Consider the following 20,052-nt stretch of genomic DNA (forward strand, 5'->3'; position numbering starts at 1 on the left):
GGAGTGATAAGCATGACTATGACAGAGCAAGACGTAATTGAACAATTATCTAGTTATAAACGAATGATGGCACGAATTAAAGTATTGTCCAACTATTCAGTGGGAGCTGGAATTACGGTAAGTCGTCTAAATGAGGACGATCATTTACAGGAGCTGCACGCCCGTCTTAGAAAAATGCCATCCTATATGTACTTGTCTAAGCATGAGCAAAAATTAGAAACGGTAGCTCATACGTATTTAAATGGACATTACCCAACAGGGATATTAAATCAACAACGAGCGATTACTTCAGTAGGTTACGATGAAGAAGATACAAAGTTATTAAAGGAATTAAAGCGTAAAATTGACAAGGTTATTGCAGCTAGAGGATATACGATTAGAAGTGATATAGACGAAGTATTGGAGCGAGTTGCTGAACTGCAGGATTTACAGGCTGAAATTAAACGAATTGATGAGGTACTTGCTGCACTAGAGCAGTACAAGCCTGATTATGAAAAGCTGCTCCGCTGGCGTTACATTGACGCCTTATCTGTTAGAGAGGTAGCTATTCGATTAAATATAACCGAGCGTACCTTTAGACGTTGGAACGCTGTGGCTATGCAAGAATATATTAAGTTGTCCGCTTAATGTCCGCTTATTGACCGCATAAAGGCCGTTTTTTCCATTTTACCCGTGTTATTATGATATCATCGAAGAAAATTCATAGAAGAACTTGATACACCCTTAGCACAAGGCATGATGGCCCGATAATGACAGGCTATCAGCTTTAGCGACAGGGTGTATTTCTTTTATGGACTTGCTTTGAGGCTGATACAAGCAATAGCTTGCAGCAAGAAGGGAGGGAATAAAGATGCGTTAGCTTAGAAAGTTGTAGCAATTAGCAAGTAAAAAGTAGCAGTAATAAGTAGAAAGTAGCAAAAAAAGAGAAAGTGAGGTGATGATATGCAGATTACCATTAATAATGTTCGGTTTGCTCTGCAGCAATCGCTTAGCTCAGCTTTTCCGCAAATTACTGTGTTAAGTACAGAACCAAGCACGCCGACTTCAACCTATTTTCTTGTAAAGCTCTTGAAATTTACGCAGGCACAGGAGTATGGAAGAAGGTATCGACGCAGCTTTCCGTTTAATATTTCCTTTGTTACAGATGATTCAAGCAGTGATCAGCTTTATGAAACGGCGGAGTTAGTCATTGATGCGATTAAGCAAATTTCAGTAGGAGACAATCGCTTAACAGGGCATAACTTGAGCATTGAAATGATTGAAGGAAGGCTGCATTTTTTCATTACCTACGAAATGTTGGTACGCGAGCATCTGCAAGAAAGCGAAAAGATGCAGCAATTTGAAGGAGGGATTACTGTTGAATGACACAGTAACCGAAGTAACGTTTACGAAAAAGCAATTTATGAGCTCCAAGCAATTTTTAGGCTGGAAAAAGGATTTATTGGCAGCTTTGCTGGAGGATAACAAAGTTTATACGATGCAAGAGGCAGAGCAAGCAATTGAAAACTATTTAAAGAAAGGCGTGAAATAATATGGCAGGTGGAACATGGAGTTCACAAAACAAGGCAAGACCGGGAGTTTATATTAATTTCAAAGCAAAACCACAAGCACTGGGTACAATTGGGGAGCGTGGCGTCGTCGCTGTTGCTGCTCCGTTAACATGGGGGAAAACAGGCAGCGTTATTGTCTTAAACGCTGAAAATTATACTGAGCAGTTGCTTGAGCAGCTAGGCTATCGTGCAGATGATTCGCGCATTGCACATATTACGGCAGCAATGAGTCATGCCAAGCAGCTATTAATTTATCGTTTAGAAGTTACTGGTGCGACTAAAGCTTCTGTAACTTATGAGGGGCTAACTGCAACGGCAAAATGGAGCGGTACGCGAGGCAATGATCTTAAAATTGTTATTCAAAATAGCTTAGATGAGGAAGGCAAATATGAAGTCATTACTTTGCTGGAAAATGCAGAAGTAGATCGTCAAACTGTAGCGGAAATTGAGGAGTTGGCAGCAAACTCATTTATTGATTGGTCAGGTTCAGGTGATTTAACAGTTACAGCTGGTGTATCACTTACGGGCGGTACAGCAGGGGTAATTAATGGACAAAGCTTTTCAGCGGCACTTACTGCTCTAGAAGCTTATAACTTTAACGTGCTTGCAGTTCCACTTGAGGATGCAACGAGCAAGCAGCTTGCTGTTGCTTATGTTAAGCGTCAGCGTGAAGAGGAAGGTAAGAAAATTCAAGCTGTGCTTGCCAACTATCCTAATGCCGATTACGAGGGCATTATTAGTTTGCGCAATGGTGTCATTACTGTTGATGGAGGTCAGGTTTCACCGACATCACTCGTTTGGCAAATTGCAGCAATGCAAGCAGCTGCTGAAGTTAATCAATCATTAACTTACTCAGCAATTCCTAATGCAGTCGATGCCTATCCAAAGCTAAGTAATAGCGAAACAATTGCAGCGCTGAAAAATGGTGAGCTTGTTATTACATCGCTTAACAATACAGCGGTTATTGAGCAGGATATTAATACTTTAACGTCCTTTACACCTGAGCGCAGTAAAGCATTTAGCAAAAATCGTGTTGTGCGTGCATTAGATGCAATCGGCAATGATGTTAAGCGTATTTTTGATACGTATTATCTTGGCAAGGTAAGCAATAACGCTGATGGTCGAGCATTGCTTAAACATGAAATTATTACTTATCTTGAATCACTGCAGGAAATCGGTGCAATTCAAAACTTTGATAGCCAACAGGATGTTATCGTTAACCAAGGAGTAGAACTAGATGCTATTGTGGTTGATCTGCAAGTACAGCCAGTTGACAGCATTGAAAAAATTTATATGACAGTGGAGGTGGCTTAATATGGCATATTTTATGGAGAAGGATGCGATTAGCGGGAAGCATGCGCGAGCTTATATGATCGTTAATAAGCGTAATGAGGAATTATTTTATGCCAAAAGTTTAGAGGCAACAATCGAGAAAAATAAGGTGGATGTTCCTGTACTAGGGAAAACGAGCACTCCAAAACGGGCAGCGGGTTGGAGCGGTACAGGTACACTAACTATTTATTATGTGACTTCGACTTTCCGTCAATTAATGAACAATTATATTAAAAATGGTGAAGATTTTTGGTTTGATCTCATGGTTGTAAACGAGCAACCAGGCAGTGCTGCGGGTAAGCAAACCGTATTTTTGCGAAATTGCAATATTGACAGTGTCATTGCTGCACGTTTTGATGCAACGAGTGACGATATGCTGGAGGAAGAGATCCCATTTACCTTTAGCGGATATGATATTCAAGATTCATTTAACAATATTACGGGCGCCTAAATGGCGTCCTTCTATTTTATTAGGAGGCGATTAGGATGAGTTTAAAAGCTTTTTTTGCACAAAATGTTCAAGCTGAGGTTATTGAGGAGTTTGTTGTATCCGAGCGATTTAAGGACGAGCAAGGAAAACCGATCAAATGGAAATTAAAAACACTAACTGAGCAGGAGAACGAGGCGATTCGCAAATCAGCAACTCGTTACACAAAAGCTAAAAATGGCGCTCGTCAGCAAGAAATTAACCAAGAGGAGTATGCTGCTAAGCTTGTAGTGGCAAGCGTAGTATATCCTGATCTGCAAAATGCTGAGCTGCAAGCGTCCTATAAAGTAATGGGAGCTGATAACCTTATTAAATCAATGCTGTTGTCAGGTGAATATGCCAACTTATTGCTTAAAGTTCAAGAGTTAAACGGCTTTGATCAGGACGTTGACCAAATGGCAGATGAAGTAAAAAACTAATTAACGAGGGTGATCCAGAGGCAGCGTACGCTTACTTTGCTCTCAACGAATATAATCTCATGCCGTGGGAATTCGCTCAGTTAGATTCTGTTCGTAAGGCAGCATTAATAGGCTGCATTAGAGTTCGCGTCGAGGCAGAACGCAGGCAAAGAGCTAAGCTTAAACGCAAGTAACTCGGTCACTTTAGCTTTTGATTACCCATCCAATATAGCCTAATAGCATCTCTTGCTTAGTCAGGTGAGAGATGCTGTATAGGCACTGGTATTAGGATAATGATTAGGTATCAATTAAATTGAAAGGAGGGGGCCCATGGAATCCATCACTCTTTCACTAAAAACTTTTAAAAACTTGACCAAGTCAATGAATGGTGTCAATCGTACAGTCACTCAAACGATTAAATCTTTTGAAAAACTCCGTAAAATTGTAGAGCGTCCGATGAAATTAAAGTTTGATATATCTGAGCTTGAAAAAGTAATGGATCAACTAAATCAAATATCAAATTTAAATCAGAAATCTAACTTAAGCAAAACAAGCTCTAACAATATAAAGTCGAAAGATTTACCACAAAACATGACCAAACCGCTAATAACCACAATTGACGACGCTATTATGGACTTAAAGATAGGCATTCTGATGACGACGAATAATTTAGCTGCGATGCCTTCAAAGTTCCGAGACAAAATGAAGTCAATAGAAACTTCATTGGAACAGGCTTTTATGGATGCAAAGATAGGATTCTCGATGGTCGGAAATAAATTATCAGAGATTGCATCGCCTATCTTAATCAAATTAAAGCCGTTAAGTGAAGCATTTATGAATCTAAAGATAGGTTTAGCGATGACTGCGAATAAGCTGTCAGAAATTCCTACACAGATCCAAAATAAAATAAAGTCAGTACGGACCGCTTTGAATCAATCCCTTATGAATGTAAGAATAGGTTTTTTAATGACAGGAAATAAACTATTAGGAAGTGCAGATCCTTTCTTAAAAAAATTAAATCCACTGACAACAATATTAAGTCAATCATTTACTAGATTAAAAAACGGTATTATAAAGGCTGGAAACAAACTTACTGGTATTGATAAGAGATTATTAAACAAACTAAATCCAGTAATTACTGCAATTGGAAAAGTAGGAAAAGGTCTATCAAATATATTGACTAAAGTAAGAAAATCTTCGGAGAATTTGCAACCAGCCGTAAAAAAAGTATTTAATTTTGATCAACTCAAAAAACTTGTTAATCATGGAATGCAAGCAGCAGATGAATATACTAATGCAAAGGCAAAGTTAAATACGATTAATGACGGTAAGCAAACGACATCCGAGCTGAAGAACAAGCTGTTTGCAGCAGCAAATCGCAGTGGTACTAGATTTGAGCAAATGCTAAGTACAGTATCGGATCTATCGTTGTCTTTGCCTAATATGTTTACCAGCAACGATGAGGCTATTCAATTTGTTGAATTAACCCAAAAAGCATTTCAGCTTAGCGGTCAATCCCCATCGGAGCAGGTAGCTAGCAGCGGTCTCATTAGCAACATAATGAAAAGTGGTGCTTTCTCTGGAGGAGATTTTACAGAAATAATGTCGACTGCTCCCCATATTGCAGAAGCAATATCCAACTATACAGGAGAAAGCTTAACCAACTTACAAAAGCTAGCGGCAGAGGGCAAAATCACAAGTGACATTCTAAAAAATGCTATGTTACAGGCAACCGACAGCATTAATGAAAAGTTTGGCGAGCTGCCAATGACCTTCTCAAGCTTAATGAATATTGTAAAAAATGTTATTTTCCAAACAATAGGACCTGCATTGCAAACTATTTCAATAAAATTAAAAGAAGCCTTTGAAAGTGACAGCTTTAAAGCCTTTATTAATAATGTTGCGCAAATGTTTAATGTGTTAGCTAATATTGGTGTTTGGGTGTTTGACCTTATTATTAATAACCTAGATATTATAAAAAATTTATTAGCTGCTCTTGGGATTATGGCATTAATAACGGCTATAACGATGTTTGTCGCATGGATTAAAGCTAACCTTTCATTAAATTTAGTCATTTTAGCTATCTTTGCGCTTATTTCTTTGCTTGATATGCTAGGAATTTCGACAGAGCAAGTTGTAGGCTTTATTGCAGGACTGTTTATGATGTTGTTTGGCGTAGTATGGAATGTCGTAGCTTATATATGGAACATATTTGTTATGTTGGCTGAGTTTATCGCAAACCTATTTAATGATCCGATCTATGCAATAAAAAAGCTATTTTATGATCTTAAAATGATTATCTTAAATATCATTTATGATTTGCTCGATCTATTTGATATATTTATACGATCCATTATTGATGGAATAAATGGCATTATTAAAATAATGAATAAGGTTGGAAGCTTTATGGGGCTGGGCCAAATGGACTTGATTGATTCAACCTCCTTTATCACAAATCTAAAAATCGACCTTAAGGGAGCAATGGACAAAATGGAGCCGCCAACAAGCAATAAGGATGTTGTTAATCTAGATCATTACAGGATGGAAAAGCAGAATATTGGAGAGCTTGTAGATAGCGGCTATAAGGCTGGCGTAAATATGTTTGGCAATGCAAAAGGCGTGTTTGATAATCTTAGCGGAGGAGATTTATTTAAAGTAAGTCCGTTTCAAGGATTTCCATCAGACAGCCTTTCCAATGTAGATCGTGTAGGCGAAGTTGGAGCAATTAATGAATCGGTAGACATTAGCAGCGAAGACTTAAAAATGATGCGTGAGCTTGCAGAGATGAATAATATTCAAAACTTCGTATCTTTGACGCCATCAATCAATTTCGGGGACACGTATGTGCGAAAAGATAACGATTTAGATATTATTGTCGCAAAAATTACCGATAAGCTTAATCAAGATATTGCCACATCGGTGGATGCTGCGTACAGGTAGGGGGTGATTAAGATGGTTATGCAAAATAAAACCACTGCTTCTAACGATGAACAAAGCAGTATTTACTTTGCCTACATGAGTTTTCAAAATAATTCAGAGTATTTATATTTCCCTATAAATCCGTCCTCATTAGAGGTTAATGAATCTGGACAAGGTAAAACATACAATGTTCCTGGTATTGGAGAAATAAATGTGATTGGCAGCAAAGCATTGTCAGAAATAAGCTTTAGCGGTTTATTTCCTGCACATGACTATCCATTTACTACCAAAGTTGTCAAAGTAGCTAGTGACAAGGATAAGGATAAAATAAAGGACATAGATCTTGCCATTCATCCTCCTGTCTACTACATTCTTCTCATTAATAAATGGATGAGAGCAAAGCATCCGATTCGATTTATTTTTTCCAGTGAGACCTATAACATTAATACTCCTGCTTCGATTGAAAGCTTTACTTGGAATGAGGTTCCAGGAGGCGGAGGGGATATTGAATACAGCATTAAGCTAAAGCAGTATGTTTTTTATCGCGCTCGCAAAATAAAATCAATTGAAGCTGGAGGAACAGCTAGACCTGTTGAGAAACAACAGCCAAAAACCTACACAATGGTAGCGGGGGATACGCTTTGGTCCATTGCAAAAAAAATGCTTGGCGACGGTACACGTTGGGTTGAAATTCAAAAGCTTAATGGAATTTCCGATGCGGAAATTAAACGACTGCCAATTGGAAAGGTGTTGAAGCTACCATGACAGTTGAAATGAAGCTTATTCACCATAACGGAACCGAGTGGGATATAAGTCAAATTGTTCAAAATATATCATGGAAAACGTACCGTATAGGTAAAGCTGGAAGTTTAAGCTTTACATTAATTAAGAGAGGACTTTATCAGCAAAGAGAGTTTACCTATAGCAACGGTGATATCGTGCGCTTACGAGTCAATGGAGTACCTATTTTTCATGGCTATATATTTAGTATTGAGGCTGGGCGCGACGAGTCAGTATCGATTACGGCATATGATCAAATTCGCTATTTAATGAATACAGATACTTATGTATTTGTTAATCAAACGGCAGCAGATATCGTTAAACGTATTGCTAGCGACTTTCAATTAAAGCTAGGCTATATTGCTGATACTGAATATATTATTCCAACAATGAGTGAGGACGGACAGAAGCTGCTTGATATTATCTGTAAAGCAATTACTTTAACATTCTATAACAAAGGGAAAGATTATTGTCTGTATGATGATTTTGGTAAGCTATGTTTGCGAAATGTGGAGGATAATAAGTTGGATTTTTATGTAGGCGAGCAAAGTTTACTGTATGACTACAGCGTGAAAACCTCAATTGATGATGAAACGTATAATCGAATTAAGCTATATCGCGATAATAGCGAGACAGGCAAGCGCGAAATCTATATGGCACAGGATAGCGTCAATATTAAACGTTGGGGGTTGCTGCAGCTTTATCAAAGCGTCGATGAGAAGATGAATGAGGCGCAAATCTCTGAATTGCTTAATAATTTGGCGAAACTAAGAAATCGCGAAAGTAAATCATTAAGGGTTGAAGCCTTGGGAGATATTCGCGTAAGAGCGGGATTTAGAGTGCATATCATGATTGAGGAATATGGAATTAATCAGCCGCTTTTGGTTGACGAGTGTACCCATTCATTTGAGGATGATACTCATACAATGAGCTTGGAATTGAAGGTGGTTTAATGGCAGATTTGCTCAATATTGTAAAACGAGCAGCGGTAGAAGCTGTGAAGGCTAGCAATCCTGTAGCTTTATTAACAGGTGTAGTTATTAGTGATAATCCGTTAGAAGTTAGAGTCGATCAACGATTCACACTTCCAGCGGATTTTTTAATTTTACCGCACTCTTTACGGCGTAAGGAGCTGTCTATCCAAGGCACGAACTATGTTATCTCGGAAGGAATACAAACCGGCGATAATGTTATATTGCTTCGTGTGCAAGGCGGTCAGAAATATATTTTGTTAGATAGGTGGTGAAGCAATGATACCTGAAATTACCGTTCCTTTAGATGACGATATATCTGCGGTGCAGCAACCGTCTCTAACATGGAGGCTAGATTTTAATAGCGGAAGAGTAAGCGGCAAAATCGATGAACTGGAGGCAGTAAAACAGGCTGTTTTCAAAATTTTACAAACAGATCGTTACTGGTATGCCATTTATTCCACCGATTATGGGCATGAGCTATCCTCGTTAATAGGCAGTCATCCTGTATATTTACAGTCTGAACTAAGGCGAAGAGTAGAGGAAGCATTGCTGATAGATGAGCGAATTGTAAGTGTCGAGGTGCTGGAGACTGAATTTCTTGAGGATAGTCTCAAATTAACCATTCAAGTAAATAGCGTTTTTGGTTCATTTCAAGAGGAGGTGAGTACAGGTGTATGAGCAAATGACGTATGAATTCATTTTATCACGTATGCTTGCTAGAGTAAGCGACTCGCTAGATAAGCGAGAGGGAAGTGTTATTTATGATGCGCTGGCGCCAGCAGCAGCGGAGTTAGCACAAATGTATATTGAGTTAGACATTAACTATAAGCTTTCCTTTGCAGATACGGCTAGCGGGGAGTATTTAACAAGAAAAGCAGCGGAGTTTGGTGTCAATCGTAATTCAGCTACTCCAGCAATTCGTCGAGGACTTTTTTATAACGCCAGTAATGCTTTAATCGATGTTCCAATAGGCAGCCGCTATGCTCTGAATGAATTGACCTATACGGTTAATGAGCGACTAAGCACAGGTGTGTACAGGTTAATATGTGAGCGCACTGGCACAATAGGAAATGAACATTTTGGTTTACTATTGCCTATCGACTATGTAGCTAATTTAGCTAAAGCAGAGCTAACTGACGTGATTGTACCTGGTGAAGAAGAGGAAAGTGACGAAGCACTGCGGCAAAGGTTATATGCAGCGGTTAACGAGCCTGCATTTGGCGGGAACGTTGCTGACTACCGTAAAAAAATTAACACTATCTCAGGAGTAGGAGCAACTAAAGTTTATCCAGCATGGAATGGCGGCGGTACGGTGAAATGCACGATTATTGCTTCTGATTGGTCTGTGCCATCATCCTCCCTTATTAAAGAAGTTCAAACTTTTATTGATCCGACAGAAAATAGCGGCGAGGGAATTGGTGTAGCGCCTATTGGACATGTTGTCACCATTGCAGGTGTAAGCAGCCAGACAATTAATATAGAAACAACTTTGTCGCTTGCTAATGAAGTATCTGCTTCCCAAGTACAAGCCGATGTCGAAGCTGCTATTGAGGCTTACTTGCTTGAATTACGTAAAGATTGGGTAAATCAGCAGCAACTGACTGTCCGCACTGCACAAATTGATGCTAGGTTGTTGACTGTAGCTAATGTTCAGGATGTGGCAAATACTAAAATTAATGGACAAGCAGCAAACCTTACACTTGCAGAAGATGTCATTCCGATTCTGGGGACGGTGATTATTCATGACTAAGCGAATTTTGCCCTATCTTCCTGATTATTATCTGTTGATTGAAGATTTTAAACAGCTAGACCAAACAGAAACGGTTGAGCTCGATCAATTGCAAAATGCAGTTGATCAACTTTTTAAAGATCAATTTGTTATGACATCTAGTCTTCAAGCAATAAAGCGCCGTGAGCAAATGCTCGGCATTCAAGCAGACTCAACAAAAGAAACATTAGATTTTCGTCGACGTCGTATTCTTAATCGTTATCAGACTAAACCGCCATTTACATTACGGTACTTGCAACAGCAACTTGATAAATTAGTCGGTCCTGGAATGACAATTGTTTCAGTTGATCCTCAAAATTTTGTTCTCACAGTCACTGCCAATATCGATAATGCAAGTGTGTTTCGTGAGGTCCATTACACGGTTGAGACAATCAAGCCAGCGAATTTAATTTATCAGCAAAATACTGCTTTAAATAATTCTATTGAAATAGAAGAAAAAATTAGCATGCAGAAAATGAATTGGAATTATAAGCTAGGCAGTTGGCTTTTGGGGAGCAAACCTTTTGTAGTCTATGGACAGGAGGTAATTGTGAAATGATTACACCAACCTTATTAAATGGTATAGCGACTTATGTAAATAGCAGAGTAGCCAAGGTCATACTTAATGGTAGCTATGAGATTACGAATTTTAAGGTGAAAGAAGTTACTGAAAATAAGCTTGCATTAAATTACATCGTACCTGCAACAGGAGTAAGCTTGATCACTAGCATTGAGTTAAAAGATGCTAGTGGCAATACGCTTTCCTCTAATTCGGTTAACATTCCAATTGTGGCCGATCATTTAATGCTGCAAACAATAACAATAAAGGAGGCGGTATAGTTGGCTAAAACGAATTGGCAAATGGATGATACAGTCTTGCCTCAAGATCTGAATGATATTGGGCAGGAAATTAATGATTTAAAAGCAAATGGCTCTGTAACTGATGATCGGATTGGCGACCGTACGATAAATGACACAACAGCCCCAACCTCTAACACAGGTAAGCTTACAGCGTTGTTAGGGTGGTTTGCTTATATGGTAAAGGCGATAACGGGCAAATCTAGCTGGAGCACTCCGCCAGCTACAACACTCGAAGCTGCTAAGTCTCATATGGACAACACAACAGTGCATATTACAGCTGCTGAGCGGACAGCTTGGAATGGAAAGGCATCCACAGCAGTTGCAACTACCAGCTCTAATGGGTTAATGAGTGCTGCTGATAAAACGAAGCTTGATGGCGTTGCTACAGGAGCAAACAATTATGTGCATCCAACAGGCGATGGTAATTTACACGTTCCTGCTACTGGCACGAGCAATAATGGAAAGGTGCTGAAAGCAGGAAGTACAGCAGGGAGTATCTCTTGGGCAACTGTTACTAAGGCAGATGTGGGATTAAATTCTGTAGAAAACTTCGCTGTTGCAACTCAAGCAGAAGCTCAAACTGGTACTGCAAATAATAAATATATGACACCGCTGAGAACTAAAGAGGCAATAGATAAAAATATAACTGATTTTAGAATAGTGCTAGGCGATATTCAACTTAGTACAGATAGTTATATTAAACTTGCAGAATTGAGCCCAACAGCAGCGGTAGGTAATGGAATGTCTTCATTGACATTACTGGTTAGCGGTATAGGTATATTTGGGGCAAATACTTCTGGTACTGCAATTGTTCAGTTCGGTACAAGGGTGAATTCAAATTTAAGAGTAACTTTGCTCGACAATGCTTATAATGGAGAATTCAAATTTGGATATGTTCCAGAATCGTCTAGTTCAAGTGGCAAAGTAGAATTATGGTTAAAGCTTCCGCCGTACAATCATCGTATGTCTATAACTGTTTTGTCTCGTGAAGGCAATGGGACAACATTTTATACAAATCCAACCCAAACAACTACTGTACCAACAGGTATAGTATACACAAGCCCTATTGAGTATGCGGCTAAGAATGGTGTTTTGCAAAATAATTTAAATTCAGAAATGCACAATGGATGGAAAAGATATACCTTAATGGCTGAGTTTGGTGGTCTAGCAACTGATACGTTTCAGGAATTGACTGCAAAAATGGCTAATAATAGCGAATATGTTACAGGTATTAGTACTAATTATGCTTATACACCTGCCAATGCTACCATTGGGATTTTACATGTAATTAAATATGATGCCAATAGAATAATTGGTTATATGTATACAGGAAGAACTGCCTACAAATGTGCAGTATTAAATGGCACATTTACTGATTGGCATCACACATATGATTCTGTACCAATTCCTAATGGTGCAAATTTGAATAACTATACAATACCTGGAATATACCATACAGAAACTAGCGCAGTAGCTGCAACAGTTTTAAATATACCTACTGGTTTAACAGGATCGTTCAACTTAGACATCAAAAGAACAGCTGCTAATTGGATTTTTCAAACGTTAACTGCACTGACAGGTGAAGTATATGTTAGATGGAGAAATGGAGATTTAAATTCCTGGAGTTCTTGGCAAAAATCATTGCCATCTGGTTTAGCAGCTGAAGTTGGTGTTGTAGGCGATACTCTTGTAAAGAGAAGTGCTACAGGGTGGGTTTCAGGTTTAGTATTTCAATCAACAGTTGCAAATGGTACGCCTCCTCTTAATGTAGCAAGTAAAACAATGGTACCAAATCTTAACGCTCAATATCTCAATGGATTAGAATCGGGTTCATTTTTTACAAAAAATAATTTAATTCCTGATAATTCTAATCTAAATGATTATAAAACTGAAGGAAGTTTTTATTGTCCATCTAATGCTTCAGTAGCAACACTTTCAAATTCGCCAACTACAGAAGCTTTTAATTTGCAAGTTTATAGACACGCTGGAAATTTACAAGTACTAACTACATTCCAAACAAGTTCAAGTAATGGATTAAAACAATGGGTAAGAAATTTTTATAATGGCACATGGGGACCATGGATTAGAGTTCCATTAGCTGATGGATATTTATATTCTAATCTTAATGCTGACAAATTAGATGGTTATCATGCAGATATAAATTCTTCTGCAAGTACAATAGCGGTAAGAGATGACAATGAGATATTAAATTCGAGATATATGCGTGCCACTGATGGTCATTTTTATTCTAAAGTTCCTAATTATTCAAGTGCATTAGGTTGGGCACGCGGTTTAGTTTTTGAAGATCACGCTAATTCTTCAACTGTATTAGGTTCATTTGGATTGTTTGGTTCTGGAACTAGTACAACTAGGTTGTATATGGCAGTAGGTTCCCAGCCATATATGAACGAAAATGGTATATATGTTTATAACAACGGCTATATCGGATTAAGAAAAGCTACTCCACAAGTACCAATAGATGCTAATGGGAAAATTAGAACAAACGATCAATTTGAGAGTACAGTTGCCAATGGCACTGCTCCACTTGTTGTTACTAGTAAAACAATGGTCAACAACCTAAACTCCGAACGTGTCAACGGCATCAAAATCTTTAACACACTTACCACACCAGTAGGTGCCCAAGCTGGTGATCTATGGTTCCCGCCAACTTCTTAAGGGAGGGATGTAAATTGAATTACAATCTTACAATACCTATCCCCCTTGATCCAGTTAATTGTCTTAATATGGGGCGATATATCGTATTAGACAATGGTTGGTTTGTCTGTGTATCTCGAATAGCCGCAGGTCAGCATAATATCTATGTATCAAAAGACAACGGTACAACGTGGACAGTGCTATGTGTTTGGAATATATCGGCAGGGGATATTTCTGATTACTCTGTTGTAGTTGACGAACCTGTACATGCAGGAGGTAACAAAGTTTATCTTATGATGAATGGGTACAGTGGGAACAATAACTCGTCGGCAGGACGATTATATACAGTAACCTTTGATGCTACAGCGGTTACACCAACTACAAATCTACAATCTATGGCAAGTAGTCTAACTGGCATAGGTCTATGGAATACATTAAAAGAGGCAATCTATAAAGGCGGATATTATTACACTCTTTTAACTGACCTTACTTATAATGATACGACGCCAACGAGATATTACAGGTTAAAAGTTGATACAACTGGTAATGTTGGTTTAGGAACTAATCTGGCAAATTTTTCAGGCAGTGCAAATGTCCGCGGTAGCTGTACATTTTATGTCCTTGATAGTGGAGAGGCTTGGGTTTTCTATTCAAGTTCTCGAACGTTGTATTTAAGAAGACGAAGCAGTACCGGAACATATCAAACCGCACAAACTATATTTAATCATCCTACGGGAACAAGCCAAGCAACATATCTCGAATTAGAAAAAATACGCGTAGTAAAAAGAGAATCTAAATACTATATTTTTATGTCTTGGTTTAGAAGTGGACAAGCTACAAAGGACTTTGGCTATATTACAACCGAGGACGGCATAACTTTTACATCTTATGTTTCGCTTTACACCTCAACAGATACATTAAACAATCCAATACATTTCGATGTAGCTTTAGTTAGCACTACCTTTGGTATTGCACTATCAATTCCAAAGTCGGGCAATATGGTGTTACATCTAGCTAAATTAAAAAACGATGATACATTCCAGATTTATGAGACTGCAAAACAAGGTATTATCAAAATACTAAATATACGAGCACACAATAAGCTAATAACTATGTTCGTAAAAGATAGTACAGCAGGCTATCATCTAACTTTTAGACTTGGGGTGGATGGGATTAAAAGATTTGACGGAGTTAATTGGGTGAACATTGACCAAGCTTATAGACTTAACTCAGCATGGGACTACAATAACGGCAAAAGACATAATGGCACTACTTGGAAAGATATTATATAGGGAGAGTGAGTTTTAATGGCAATCCAAAAATCAATTACATTACCAAATGGTATTGTTGTTCCAGAAGCTTATACGGTGATTATGCTAGCGCAACGAAATAAAGTTGCTAATCGTATTGAAGCAGAAGTCCATATTTACGCAAATGAGCAGCATCGTTGGAATTGTAATGAGAATAACCCGCCGCTACAACGGTTTTTGCATCTAATTGAGAACAATAAAAAACAAAGAATTGATACCACAATAGGATTTACTTTAACAGGAGAAGGAACATTTGAGATTGCAAATGGCAACAACCCATTAATTGACATTGAGGTTACCGAAGAAACATCAGTTGATGATATTGTACAAGTCATCAATGATTCAGAATTAGGTATCATTGCCACATCAACAGAAGGAGAAATTATTACACTTACTGTTGGAGAAACGTTGCAAGGCTCTGCAGGTGCAGAATTAAAGGTAATAGGTGATAATGTCACTATCCAATATCAAACTGTCGGTCAAGATGAAGTTCCTTCACAATTAGATGCTCTAGAACCTGACGCACTTAAAGCGGCGAATATGAGCCTAGAGCAAGCAATTTACAATCACATAAAAGCGACAAGACCAGATTATGAAGATGCAATTGATGTATAAATAATCGAGGTCTTTTTTATTGTCAAAATTGGGAGGTGTGGGGTATGCAAGGGATTGAAAATGAGGTGTTACAGCGCATAACAAGACTTGAAACAAAAGTAGATGAAATGGACGAGAAGCTTGATCGAGCAATTCGAGCTAATGAAACAGCGGTTAAAGCACATGAATTAGCACGGTCGGCACATCATCGTTTGGATAAAATTGAAGATAACCAAAAATGGCTCTGGCGAACATTCGCTGGAGCTATTATTTTGGCGATTTCTGCTTTTATTATTAGCGGAGGACTAAAATAAGAGGAGGCAATAAATGATGAAATGGCTGAAAGCAGCAACCCTTCGGGCAATTAAAACAGCAGCACAAACTGCAATTGGAGTAATAGGAGCAGCAACAATGTTTAATGAAGTGAATTGGTATATAGTCGGCAGCACAGTTTTGCTTGCAACAATAACCAGCTACTTAACAAGCTTAGCAGGACTGCCAGAGGTTGATGGTGAGCGTTATGACAAAGCCTAAGTACACTTATCGTCAAGACCATATCCCCAAATCAACTGCATATAACCGTCGTCCTGGTTTAACACTTAATGCAACGGCAATTACCATTCATAATACAGGCAATCCTAACAGTACTGCGGCAAATGAACGAGCATGGTTAACAAATCCTGGAAATACTCATACAGCATCGTATCATATTGTTGTAGATGCCAAAGAAGCCATTGAAGTAATCCCTCTAAATGAAGTAGCTTGGCATGCGGGAGATGGCAGTAAGCCCGCAAGCGGTAATCGCACATCAATTAGTATTGAGATCTGTGAGCGGGATATAGATGAGGGGGAATACGAGCAGACGCTTCACAATGCAGCAGCTGTTGTTGCACAGTTACTGTACGAGCGAAACTGGAATATTGATTCATTACGCAGACATTATGACTGGAGCGGGAAAAATTGCCCTAGATTAATGAACAGAGACGGGCAATGGACAGGTTGGGCTAGTTTTCTTAAATTAGTTACTTCTAGCTTACAGCAGCTAAAAACGAATAGCGTTGTTAGTCAGCATTCCAAGCAACAGGATGAAATAGCGACACTAATTGTAAATGGAAAGGAGCTGACTCAAAAAGGTACAATTAAAAACGGAGTCACATACGTTCCTGTTAGAGCGATTGCCGAGGCATTAGGTATCAAGGTAGCTTGGGATAGTAAAGCTCAAGCAGTTTATCTATATACTGCCGATAACCATTCATAATAACATCAAGCATACTAACAATTATTCAAGATCTTATAGCAAGGTTTGCTTTACTTTGAAAGGGATCTTTATCATGTCTTTTTTAATCCATGGAGCTGCCAGCCTAGCAGGTTTAATGAATATCGACTGCTAAGCCTGGCAGCTAATATGTATTTAAGTTTTTTATTATTAAAATTATCTAATTTACATTTCATGAGTGGCAAAGAAATTTGCAGTCCTCAAAAAAAGTACTGTTCAATAAACCTATCCACATTTTTCTATCCCCTAATACAGACACAGAAGCACAATTTCCACTATTTCTATCATCTTTATCTCAATTTACCCTTATGTCAAAATATTATTTTTCAATGATACTTTTTGTGAATTATTTTATTTAATTGCATATTAAATAGAAAGTAATGTATTCTATTAAACTAATATTTTCAGAGAAAAATCATAGAAGCGTTATCAATTCTAAAAAAATATTAATGTGGTATTGTTTGGGTAAAGGTTGCTGTCATTCTTAACATTATGTTAAAGTATAAAACAGGTGAATTGACAATTTAGTAGGTCTTTTTACCTGTTTCGATATGACTATTTTTAAAGAGACTATTATATATCAGTAAAAAATAGAACATGCAAAGTGAGAAAAGGAGATTATCATGACCAGATTCGGAAACCTGAGTCGTGTGAGAGAATACGCTAGTAAACTAGTTAATAGATTTAAGCGTAATCGCTCCTCAGAAGACTCACAGAATGAGCCAATTGAGTCGAATGATACGACTGAAGCGGTAAAATCATCAACTCCACTTTGGCGAAAAAAATCAGTATTAACGATTAGCTGTGCAGTTATTGCTGTAACAACAGCAACAATTATAGGAATCCAACAATACAAGCAATATATTCATAATAATACATTTGAAATTTTTCATGTCTATCAAAACGGTGAGTACATAGGTAGTGTAGATGATGTCGCTGCTGTACAAAACTTAATTGATGAAGAGCAGTTAGAGCTAGCAAATAATAACCCTGGCATCAACATGGAGCTTAATACGGGCGATATTACTTATGAAAGCGAGACTGGCTTTAAAATTGTTGCTAATACGGAAGAGACTTTGAGCAAGTTAGAACAATCATTTACTTCAAATGCGGTTGGGATTGCGATCGTCGTTGATGGTAAAACATTAGGTTATGTGAAAGACGAAGAAGCTGCAGCCAATATTTTAAGCCGTGTTCAGAAGCAATACGCGCCACAGGCTGAAACGCAAGCTGAGACAAGAAAGTTCCAGGCACTATCGTTCAATGCTAATGAGGCTGAAGCTACTGAAGAAGCTGAACAGTCTGCGGAGCAAGAGGTTTTAGAAATTGGTGATTCAGCAACAAGCGTTAAAGAGGTTAAGTTTGTTGAATCTGTAGAGCTTACAGTGAATCAGATTGAGCCTACAGATATTGTTGACGAAGAAGAACTGTATAAAAAGATTATGGATGGCAGTACAAAGCCAACGAAATATATTGTACAAAAAGGCGATTGCATTGGCTGTATTGCTCAAAAGTTTGGAATTTCCGAGCAAGTCATTTATGAGAACAACCCACAAATTGTAGGGGATAGAATTACTGCTGGCGAGGAACTTGATTTAACTGTTCGCATGCCAGAAATTACAGTGAAAACTGTAGAGCAACTTGTGGAAGTAGAAGAAATTGGGATTCCAATCGAATACGTTGAAAATAAAAACATGCGTGAAGGCGAAACGAAGACGATCCAAACAGGTCAAGTGGGAAGTCAACGTTTAACTTATGAAATAACGAAGGAAAATGGCTACATTATTTCCGAGGAGCTAGTTTCTAAGGAAGTGATTAAAGAAGCAGTTCCGACAATTATTGAAAAAGGTACAATGGTTGTTGCTGGGGTTGGTACGGGACAATTTGCATATCCTGTTTCTAACCATCGCGTATCTAGTAAGTACGGCAAACGTTGGGGCCGTATGCATTCAGGTGTAGATTTTACTGGAGATAAAAGTATTAAAGCGGCCGATGGCGGTGTAGTTGAGTTTGTTGGCACTAAAAATGGCTACGGCAAAACGATCATTATTGACCATAATAACGGATACAAAACGCTTTACGGTCATCTGTCCTCCTATAATGTTAGCGAAGGAGACAAAGTGGAAAAAGGTGACAAAATTGGCGTAATGGGTAACACAGGACGTTCAACAGGTACTCATTTGCATTTCGAAATTTGGGAAAATGGTTCGACGGTTAATCCGTTGAAATACTTATAGATTGTGACGAATAAAGCTGAGTTTAAGAGGATGGATTTCTTCTTAAATTCAGCTTTTTTTTATAAATTAATTGCGGTTAAAGTCTACAGTACTAAGGTATAAGAAGCCAAGCTATGGTAAAATAAAAAGTAATGAGAAAAAAAGGCGGTGTTGGCACATGTACGGCAAAGTTTTAGTGGTAGATGATGAGCAGCCGATTGCGGATATATTGAAGTTTAGCTTGGAAAAGGAAGGTTACGAGGTTATATGTGCCTTTGACGGACAAGAGGCAGTATCGTTAGCTTTTTCAGAGCAACCTGATCTAATGCTGCTTGACTTAATGCTGCCTATTAAGGATGGCATGGATGTTTGTCGCGAGGTACGTTCTCGGCTTAATATGCCGATTATAATGCTAACCGCAAAGGATACGGAAATTGATAAGGTGCTTGGATTAGAGCTTGGAGCCGATGATTATGTTACAAAGCCGTTCAGCACAAGAGAACTGCTTGCACGTGTAAAAGCACATTTGCGACGCCAAAAGAAAATTAGTCAAGGTGAGCAAACTGCAAGTGGACAAGAAAGCAACGGCAATAATTTAGAGCAGCAGGAACAACAAGGCCTAAAATTATTTAATCTATTTATAGATACAGATATGTACGTATTGTACAAGGATGGAGAGCCTGTAGAATTAACCCATCGCGAATTTGAACTTGTACATTATATGGCGAAAAATTGCGGGAAAGTTATGACGCGAGAGCATTTGCTGCAAGCTGTATGGGGCTTTGAATATTTTGGAGATGTACGCACAGTTGATGTGACGATTCGTCGGTTAAGAGAAAAGATTGAGGACGATCCGAGCAAGCCAGAATATATTTTGACTCGACGCGGTCTAGGTTATATGATGCGTAATCCTAAATTTGGGAGTATATGAT

The 20,052-nt window shown here is 38.3% G+C and carries 22 protein-coding genes; all 22 read left to right on the plus strand.

What is annotated here, in order from left to right:
* Positions 1-12: 12 nt before the first annotated feature.
* The 22 genes from AC2TDL_RS09525 to yycF all read left to right on the plus strand — a co-directional run bounded on the left by AC2TDL_RS09525 (position 13) and on the right by yycF (position 20,051).
* Positions 13-627, plus strand: coding sequence for an ECF-type sigma factor (locus tag AC2TDL_RS09525; protein ID WP_484700682.1), 615 nt, complete (start codon positions 13-15; stop codon positions 625-627).
* 315 nt (positions 628-942) lie between these two features.
* Complete coding sequence (locus AC2TDL_RS09530; protein WP_484700684.1) at positions 943-1,365, plus strand: phage tail terminator family protein; 423 nt, start codon at positions 943-945, stop codon at positions 1,363-1,365.
* Positions 1,358-1,531, plus strand: a complete 174-nt coding sequence (locus tag AC2TDL_RS09535; RefSeq protein WP_484700686.1) for a YqzN/YkzM domain-containing protein — start codon at positions 1,358-1,360, stop codon at positions 1,529-1,531. The genes AC2TDL_RS09530 and AC2TDL_RS09535 overlap by 8 nt, the downstream gene beginning before the upstream one ends.
* Before the next feature lies 1 nt (position 1,532).
* Positions 1,533-2,864, plus strand: coding sequence for a phage tail sheath family protein (locus AC2TDL_RS09540; RefSeq protein WP_484700688.1), 1,332 nt, complete (start codon positions 1,533-1,535; stop codon positions 2,862-2,864).
* A 1-nt stretch (position 2,865) separates the two neighbouring features.
* Entirely contained in the window at positions 2,866-3,333 is a 468-nt protein-coding gene (locus AC2TDL_RS09545) for a phage tail tube protein (protein WP_484700690.1), read from the plus strand.
* Positions 3,334-3,368: 35 nt separating this feature from the next.
* Positions 3,369-3,788, plus strand: coding sequence for a phage tail assembly chaperone (locus AC2TDL_RS09550; protein WP_484700692.1), 420 nt, complete (start codon positions 3,369-3,371; stop codon positions 3,786-3,788).
* A gap of 309 nt (positions 3,789-4,097) precedes the next feature.
* Positions 4,098-6,707 carry a tape measure protein gene (locus AC2TDL_RS09555; protein ID WP_484700694.1) on the plus strand — a complete coding sequence of 870 codons (2,610 nt, stop codon included), beginning with the start codon at positions 4,098-4,100 and terminating at the stop codon, positions 6,705-6,707.
* Between the two features lie 12 nt (positions 6,708-6,719).
* Entirely contained in the window at positions 6,720-7,451 is a 732-nt protein-coding gene (locus AC2TDL_RS09560; RefSeq protein ID WP_484700696.1) for a LysM peptidoglycan-binding domain-containing protein, read from the plus strand.
* On the plus strand, positions 7,448-8,419 hold the full coding sequence (locus AC2TDL_RS09565; protein ID WP_484700700.1) for an XkdQ/YqbQ family protein: 972 nt from the start codon (positions 7,448-7,450) through the stop codon (positions 8,417-8,419). The genes AC2TDL_RS09560 and AC2TDL_RS09565 overlap by 4 nt, the downstream gene beginning before the upstream one ends.
* Positions 8,419-8,712: a DUF2577 domain-containing protein gene (locus AC2TDL_RS09570; RefSeq protein ID WP_484700702.1), complete on the plus strand. Its 294-nt coding sequence runs from the start codon at positions 8,419-8,421 to the stop codon at positions 8,710-8,712. The genes AC2TDL_RS09565 and AC2TDL_RS09570 overlap by 1 nt, the downstream gene beginning before the upstream one ends.
* A 4-nt stretch (positions 8,713-8,716) precedes the next feature.
* Positions 8,717-9,118 carry a DUF2634 domain-containing protein gene (locus AC2TDL_RS09575; protein ID WP_484700704.1) on the plus strand — a complete coding sequence of 134 codons (402 nt, stop codon included), beginning with the start codon at positions 8,717-8,719 and terminating at the stop codon, positions 9,116-9,118.
* A complete protein-coding gene (locus AC2TDL_RS09580) occupies positions 9,111-10,190 on the plus strand; it encodes a baseplate J/gp47 family protein (RefSeq protein WP_484700706.1) in 1,080 nt (359 codons plus the stop codon). The genes AC2TDL_RS09575 and AC2TDL_RS09580 overlap by 8 nt, the downstream gene beginning before the upstream one ends.
* Entirely contained in the window at positions 10,183-10,767 is a 585-nt protein-coding gene (locus tag AC2TDL_RS09585; RefSeq protein ID WP_484700708.1) for a putative phage tail protein, read from the plus strand. The genes AC2TDL_RS09580 and AC2TDL_RS09585 overlap by 8 nt, the downstream gene beginning before the upstream one ends.
* The gene (locus AC2TDL_RS09590) at positions 10,764-11,048 is read left to right on the plus strand and encodes a ketopantoate hydroxymethyltransferase (RefSeq protein ID WP_484700710.1); all 285 of its coding nucleotides are present in this window, start codon (positions 10,764-10,766) and stop codon (positions 11,046-11,048) included. Before AC2TDL_RS09585 ends, AC2TDL_RS09590 begins: the two co-directional genes overlap by 4 nt.
* Positions 11,049-13,745: a pyocin knob domain-containing protein gene (locus AC2TDL_RS09595; protein ID WP_484700712.1), complete on the plus strand. Its 2,697-nt coding sequence runs from the start codon at positions 11,049-11,051 to the stop codon at positions 13,743-13,745.
* A 14-nt stretch (positions 13,746-13,759) separates the two neighbouring features.
* The gene (locus AC2TDL_RS09600; RefSeq protein WP_484700715.1) at positions 13,760-15,016 is read left to right on the plus strand and encodes a hypothetical protein; all 1,257 of its coding nucleotides are present in this window, start codon (positions 13,760-13,762) and stop codon (positions 15,014-15,016) included.
* Between the two features lie 15 nt (positions 15,017-15,031).
* The gene (locus AC2TDL_RS09605) at positions 15,032-15,649 is read left to right on the plus strand and encodes a hypothetical protein (protein ID WP_484700717.1); all 618 of its coding nucleotides are present in this window, start codon (positions 15,032-15,034) and stop codon (positions 15,647-15,649) included.
* A gap of 44 nt (positions 15,650-15,693) precedes the next feature.
* Complete coding sequence (locus AC2TDL_RS09610; RefSeq protein WP_484700719.1) at positions 15,694-15,942, plus strand: hemolysin XhlA family protein; 249 nt, start codon at positions 15,694-15,696, stop codon at positions 15,940-15,942.
* Positions 15,943-15,955: 13 nt separating this feature from the next.
* Positions 15,956-16,162, plus strand: a complete 207-nt coding sequence (locus AC2TDL_RS09615; protein ID WP_484700721.1) for a holin — start codon at positions 15,956-15,958, stop codon at positions 16,160-16,162.
* On the plus strand, positions 16,149-16,886 hold the full coding sequence (locus AC2TDL_RS09620) for an N-acetylmuramoyl-L-alanine amidase (RefSeq protein ID WP_484700723.1): 738 nt from the start codon (positions 16,149-16,151) through the stop codon (positions 16,884-16,886). Before AC2TDL_RS09615 ends, AC2TDL_RS09620 begins: the two co-directional genes overlap by 14 nt.
* Positions 16,887-17,527: 641 nt before the next feature.
* Positions 17,528-19,141: a peptidoglycan DD-metalloendopeptidase family protein gene (locus tag AC2TDL_RS09625; protein ID WP_484700725.1), complete on the plus strand. Its 1,614-nt coding sequence runs from the start codon at positions 17,528-17,530 to the stop codon at positions 19,139-19,141.
* 157 nt (positions 19,142-19,298) lie between these two features.
* Positions 19,299-20,051, plus strand: coding sequence for a response regulator YycF (yycF, locus tag AC2TDL_RS09630; RefSeq protein WP_484700727.1), 753 nt, complete (start codon positions 19,299-19,301; stop codon positions 20,049-20,051).
* Position 20,052: the final 1 nt, after the last annotated feature.

This window comes from Paenibacillus sp. plas6, assembly GCF_057221655.1.

Coding starts and splice junctions, on each gene's coding strand:
- AC2TDL_RS09525 (WP_484700682.1), top strand. CDS start 13: ATGACTATGACAGAGCAAGACGTAATTGAACAATTATCTAGTTATAAA.
- AC2TDL_RS09530 (WP_484700684.1), top strand. CDS start 943: ATGCAGATTACCATTAATAATGTTCGGTTTGCTCTGCAGCAATCGCTT.
- AC2TDL_RS09540 (WP_484700688.1), top strand. CDS start 1,533: ATGGCAGGTGGAACATGGAGTTCACAAAACAAGGCAAGACCGGGAGTT.
- AC2TDL_RS09545 (WP_484700690.1), top strand. CDS start 2,866: ATGGCATATTTTATGGAGAAGGATGCGATTAGCGGGAAGCATGCGCGA.
- AC2TDL_RS09550 (WP_484700692.1), top strand. CDS start 3,369: ATGAGTTTAAAAGCTTTTTTTGCACAAAATGTTCAAGCTGAGGTTATT.
- AC2TDL_RS09555 (WP_484700694.1), top strand. CDS start 4,098: ATGGAATCCATCACTCTTTCACTAAAAACTTTTAAAAACTTGACCAAG.
- AC2TDL_RS09560 (WP_484700696.1), top strand. CDS start 6,720: ATGGTTATGCAAAATAAAACCACTGCTTCTAACGATGAACAAAGCAGT.
- AC2TDL_RS09565 (WP_484700700.1), top strand. CDS start 7,448: ATGACAGTTGAAATGAAGCTTATTCACCATAACGGAACCGAGTGGGAT.
- AC2TDL_RS09570 (WP_484700702.1), top strand. CDS start 8,419: ATGGCAGATTTGCTCAATATTGTAAAACGAGCAGCGGTAGAAGCTGTG.
- AC2TDL_RS09575 (WP_484700704.1), top strand. CDS start 8,717: ATGATACCTGAAATTACCGTTCCTTTAGATGACGATATATCTGCGGTG.
- AC2TDL_RS09585 (WP_484700708.1), top strand. CDS start 10,183: ATGACTAAGCGAATTTTGCCCTATCTTCCTGATTATTATCTGTTGATT.
- AC2TDL_RS09590 (WP_484700710.1), top strand. CDS start 10,764: ATGATTACACCAACCTTATTAAATGGTATAGCGACTTATGTAAATAGC.
- AC2TDL_RS09605 (WP_484700717.1), top strand. CDS start 15,032: ATGGCAATCCAAAAATCAATTACATTACCAAATGGTATTGTTGTTCCA.
- AC2TDL_RS09610 (WP_484700719.1), top strand. CDS start 15,694: ATGCAAGGGATTGAAAATGAGGTGTTACAGCGCATAACAAGACTTGAA.
- AC2TDL_RS09615 (WP_484700721.1), top strand. CDS start 15,956: ATGATGAAATGGCTGAAAGCAGCAACCCTTCGGGCAATTAAAACAGCA.
- AC2TDL_RS09620 (WP_484700723.1), top strand. CDS start 16,149: ATGACAAAGCCTAAGTACACTTATCGTCAAGACCATATCCCCAAATCA.
- AC2TDL_RS09625 (WP_484700725.1), top strand. CDS start 17,528: ATGACCAGATTCGGAAACCTGAGTCGTGTGAGAGAATACGCTAGTAAA.
- yycF (WP_484700727.1), top strand. CDS start 19,299: ATGTACGGCAAAGTTTTAGTGGTAGATGATGAGCAGCCGATTGCGGAT.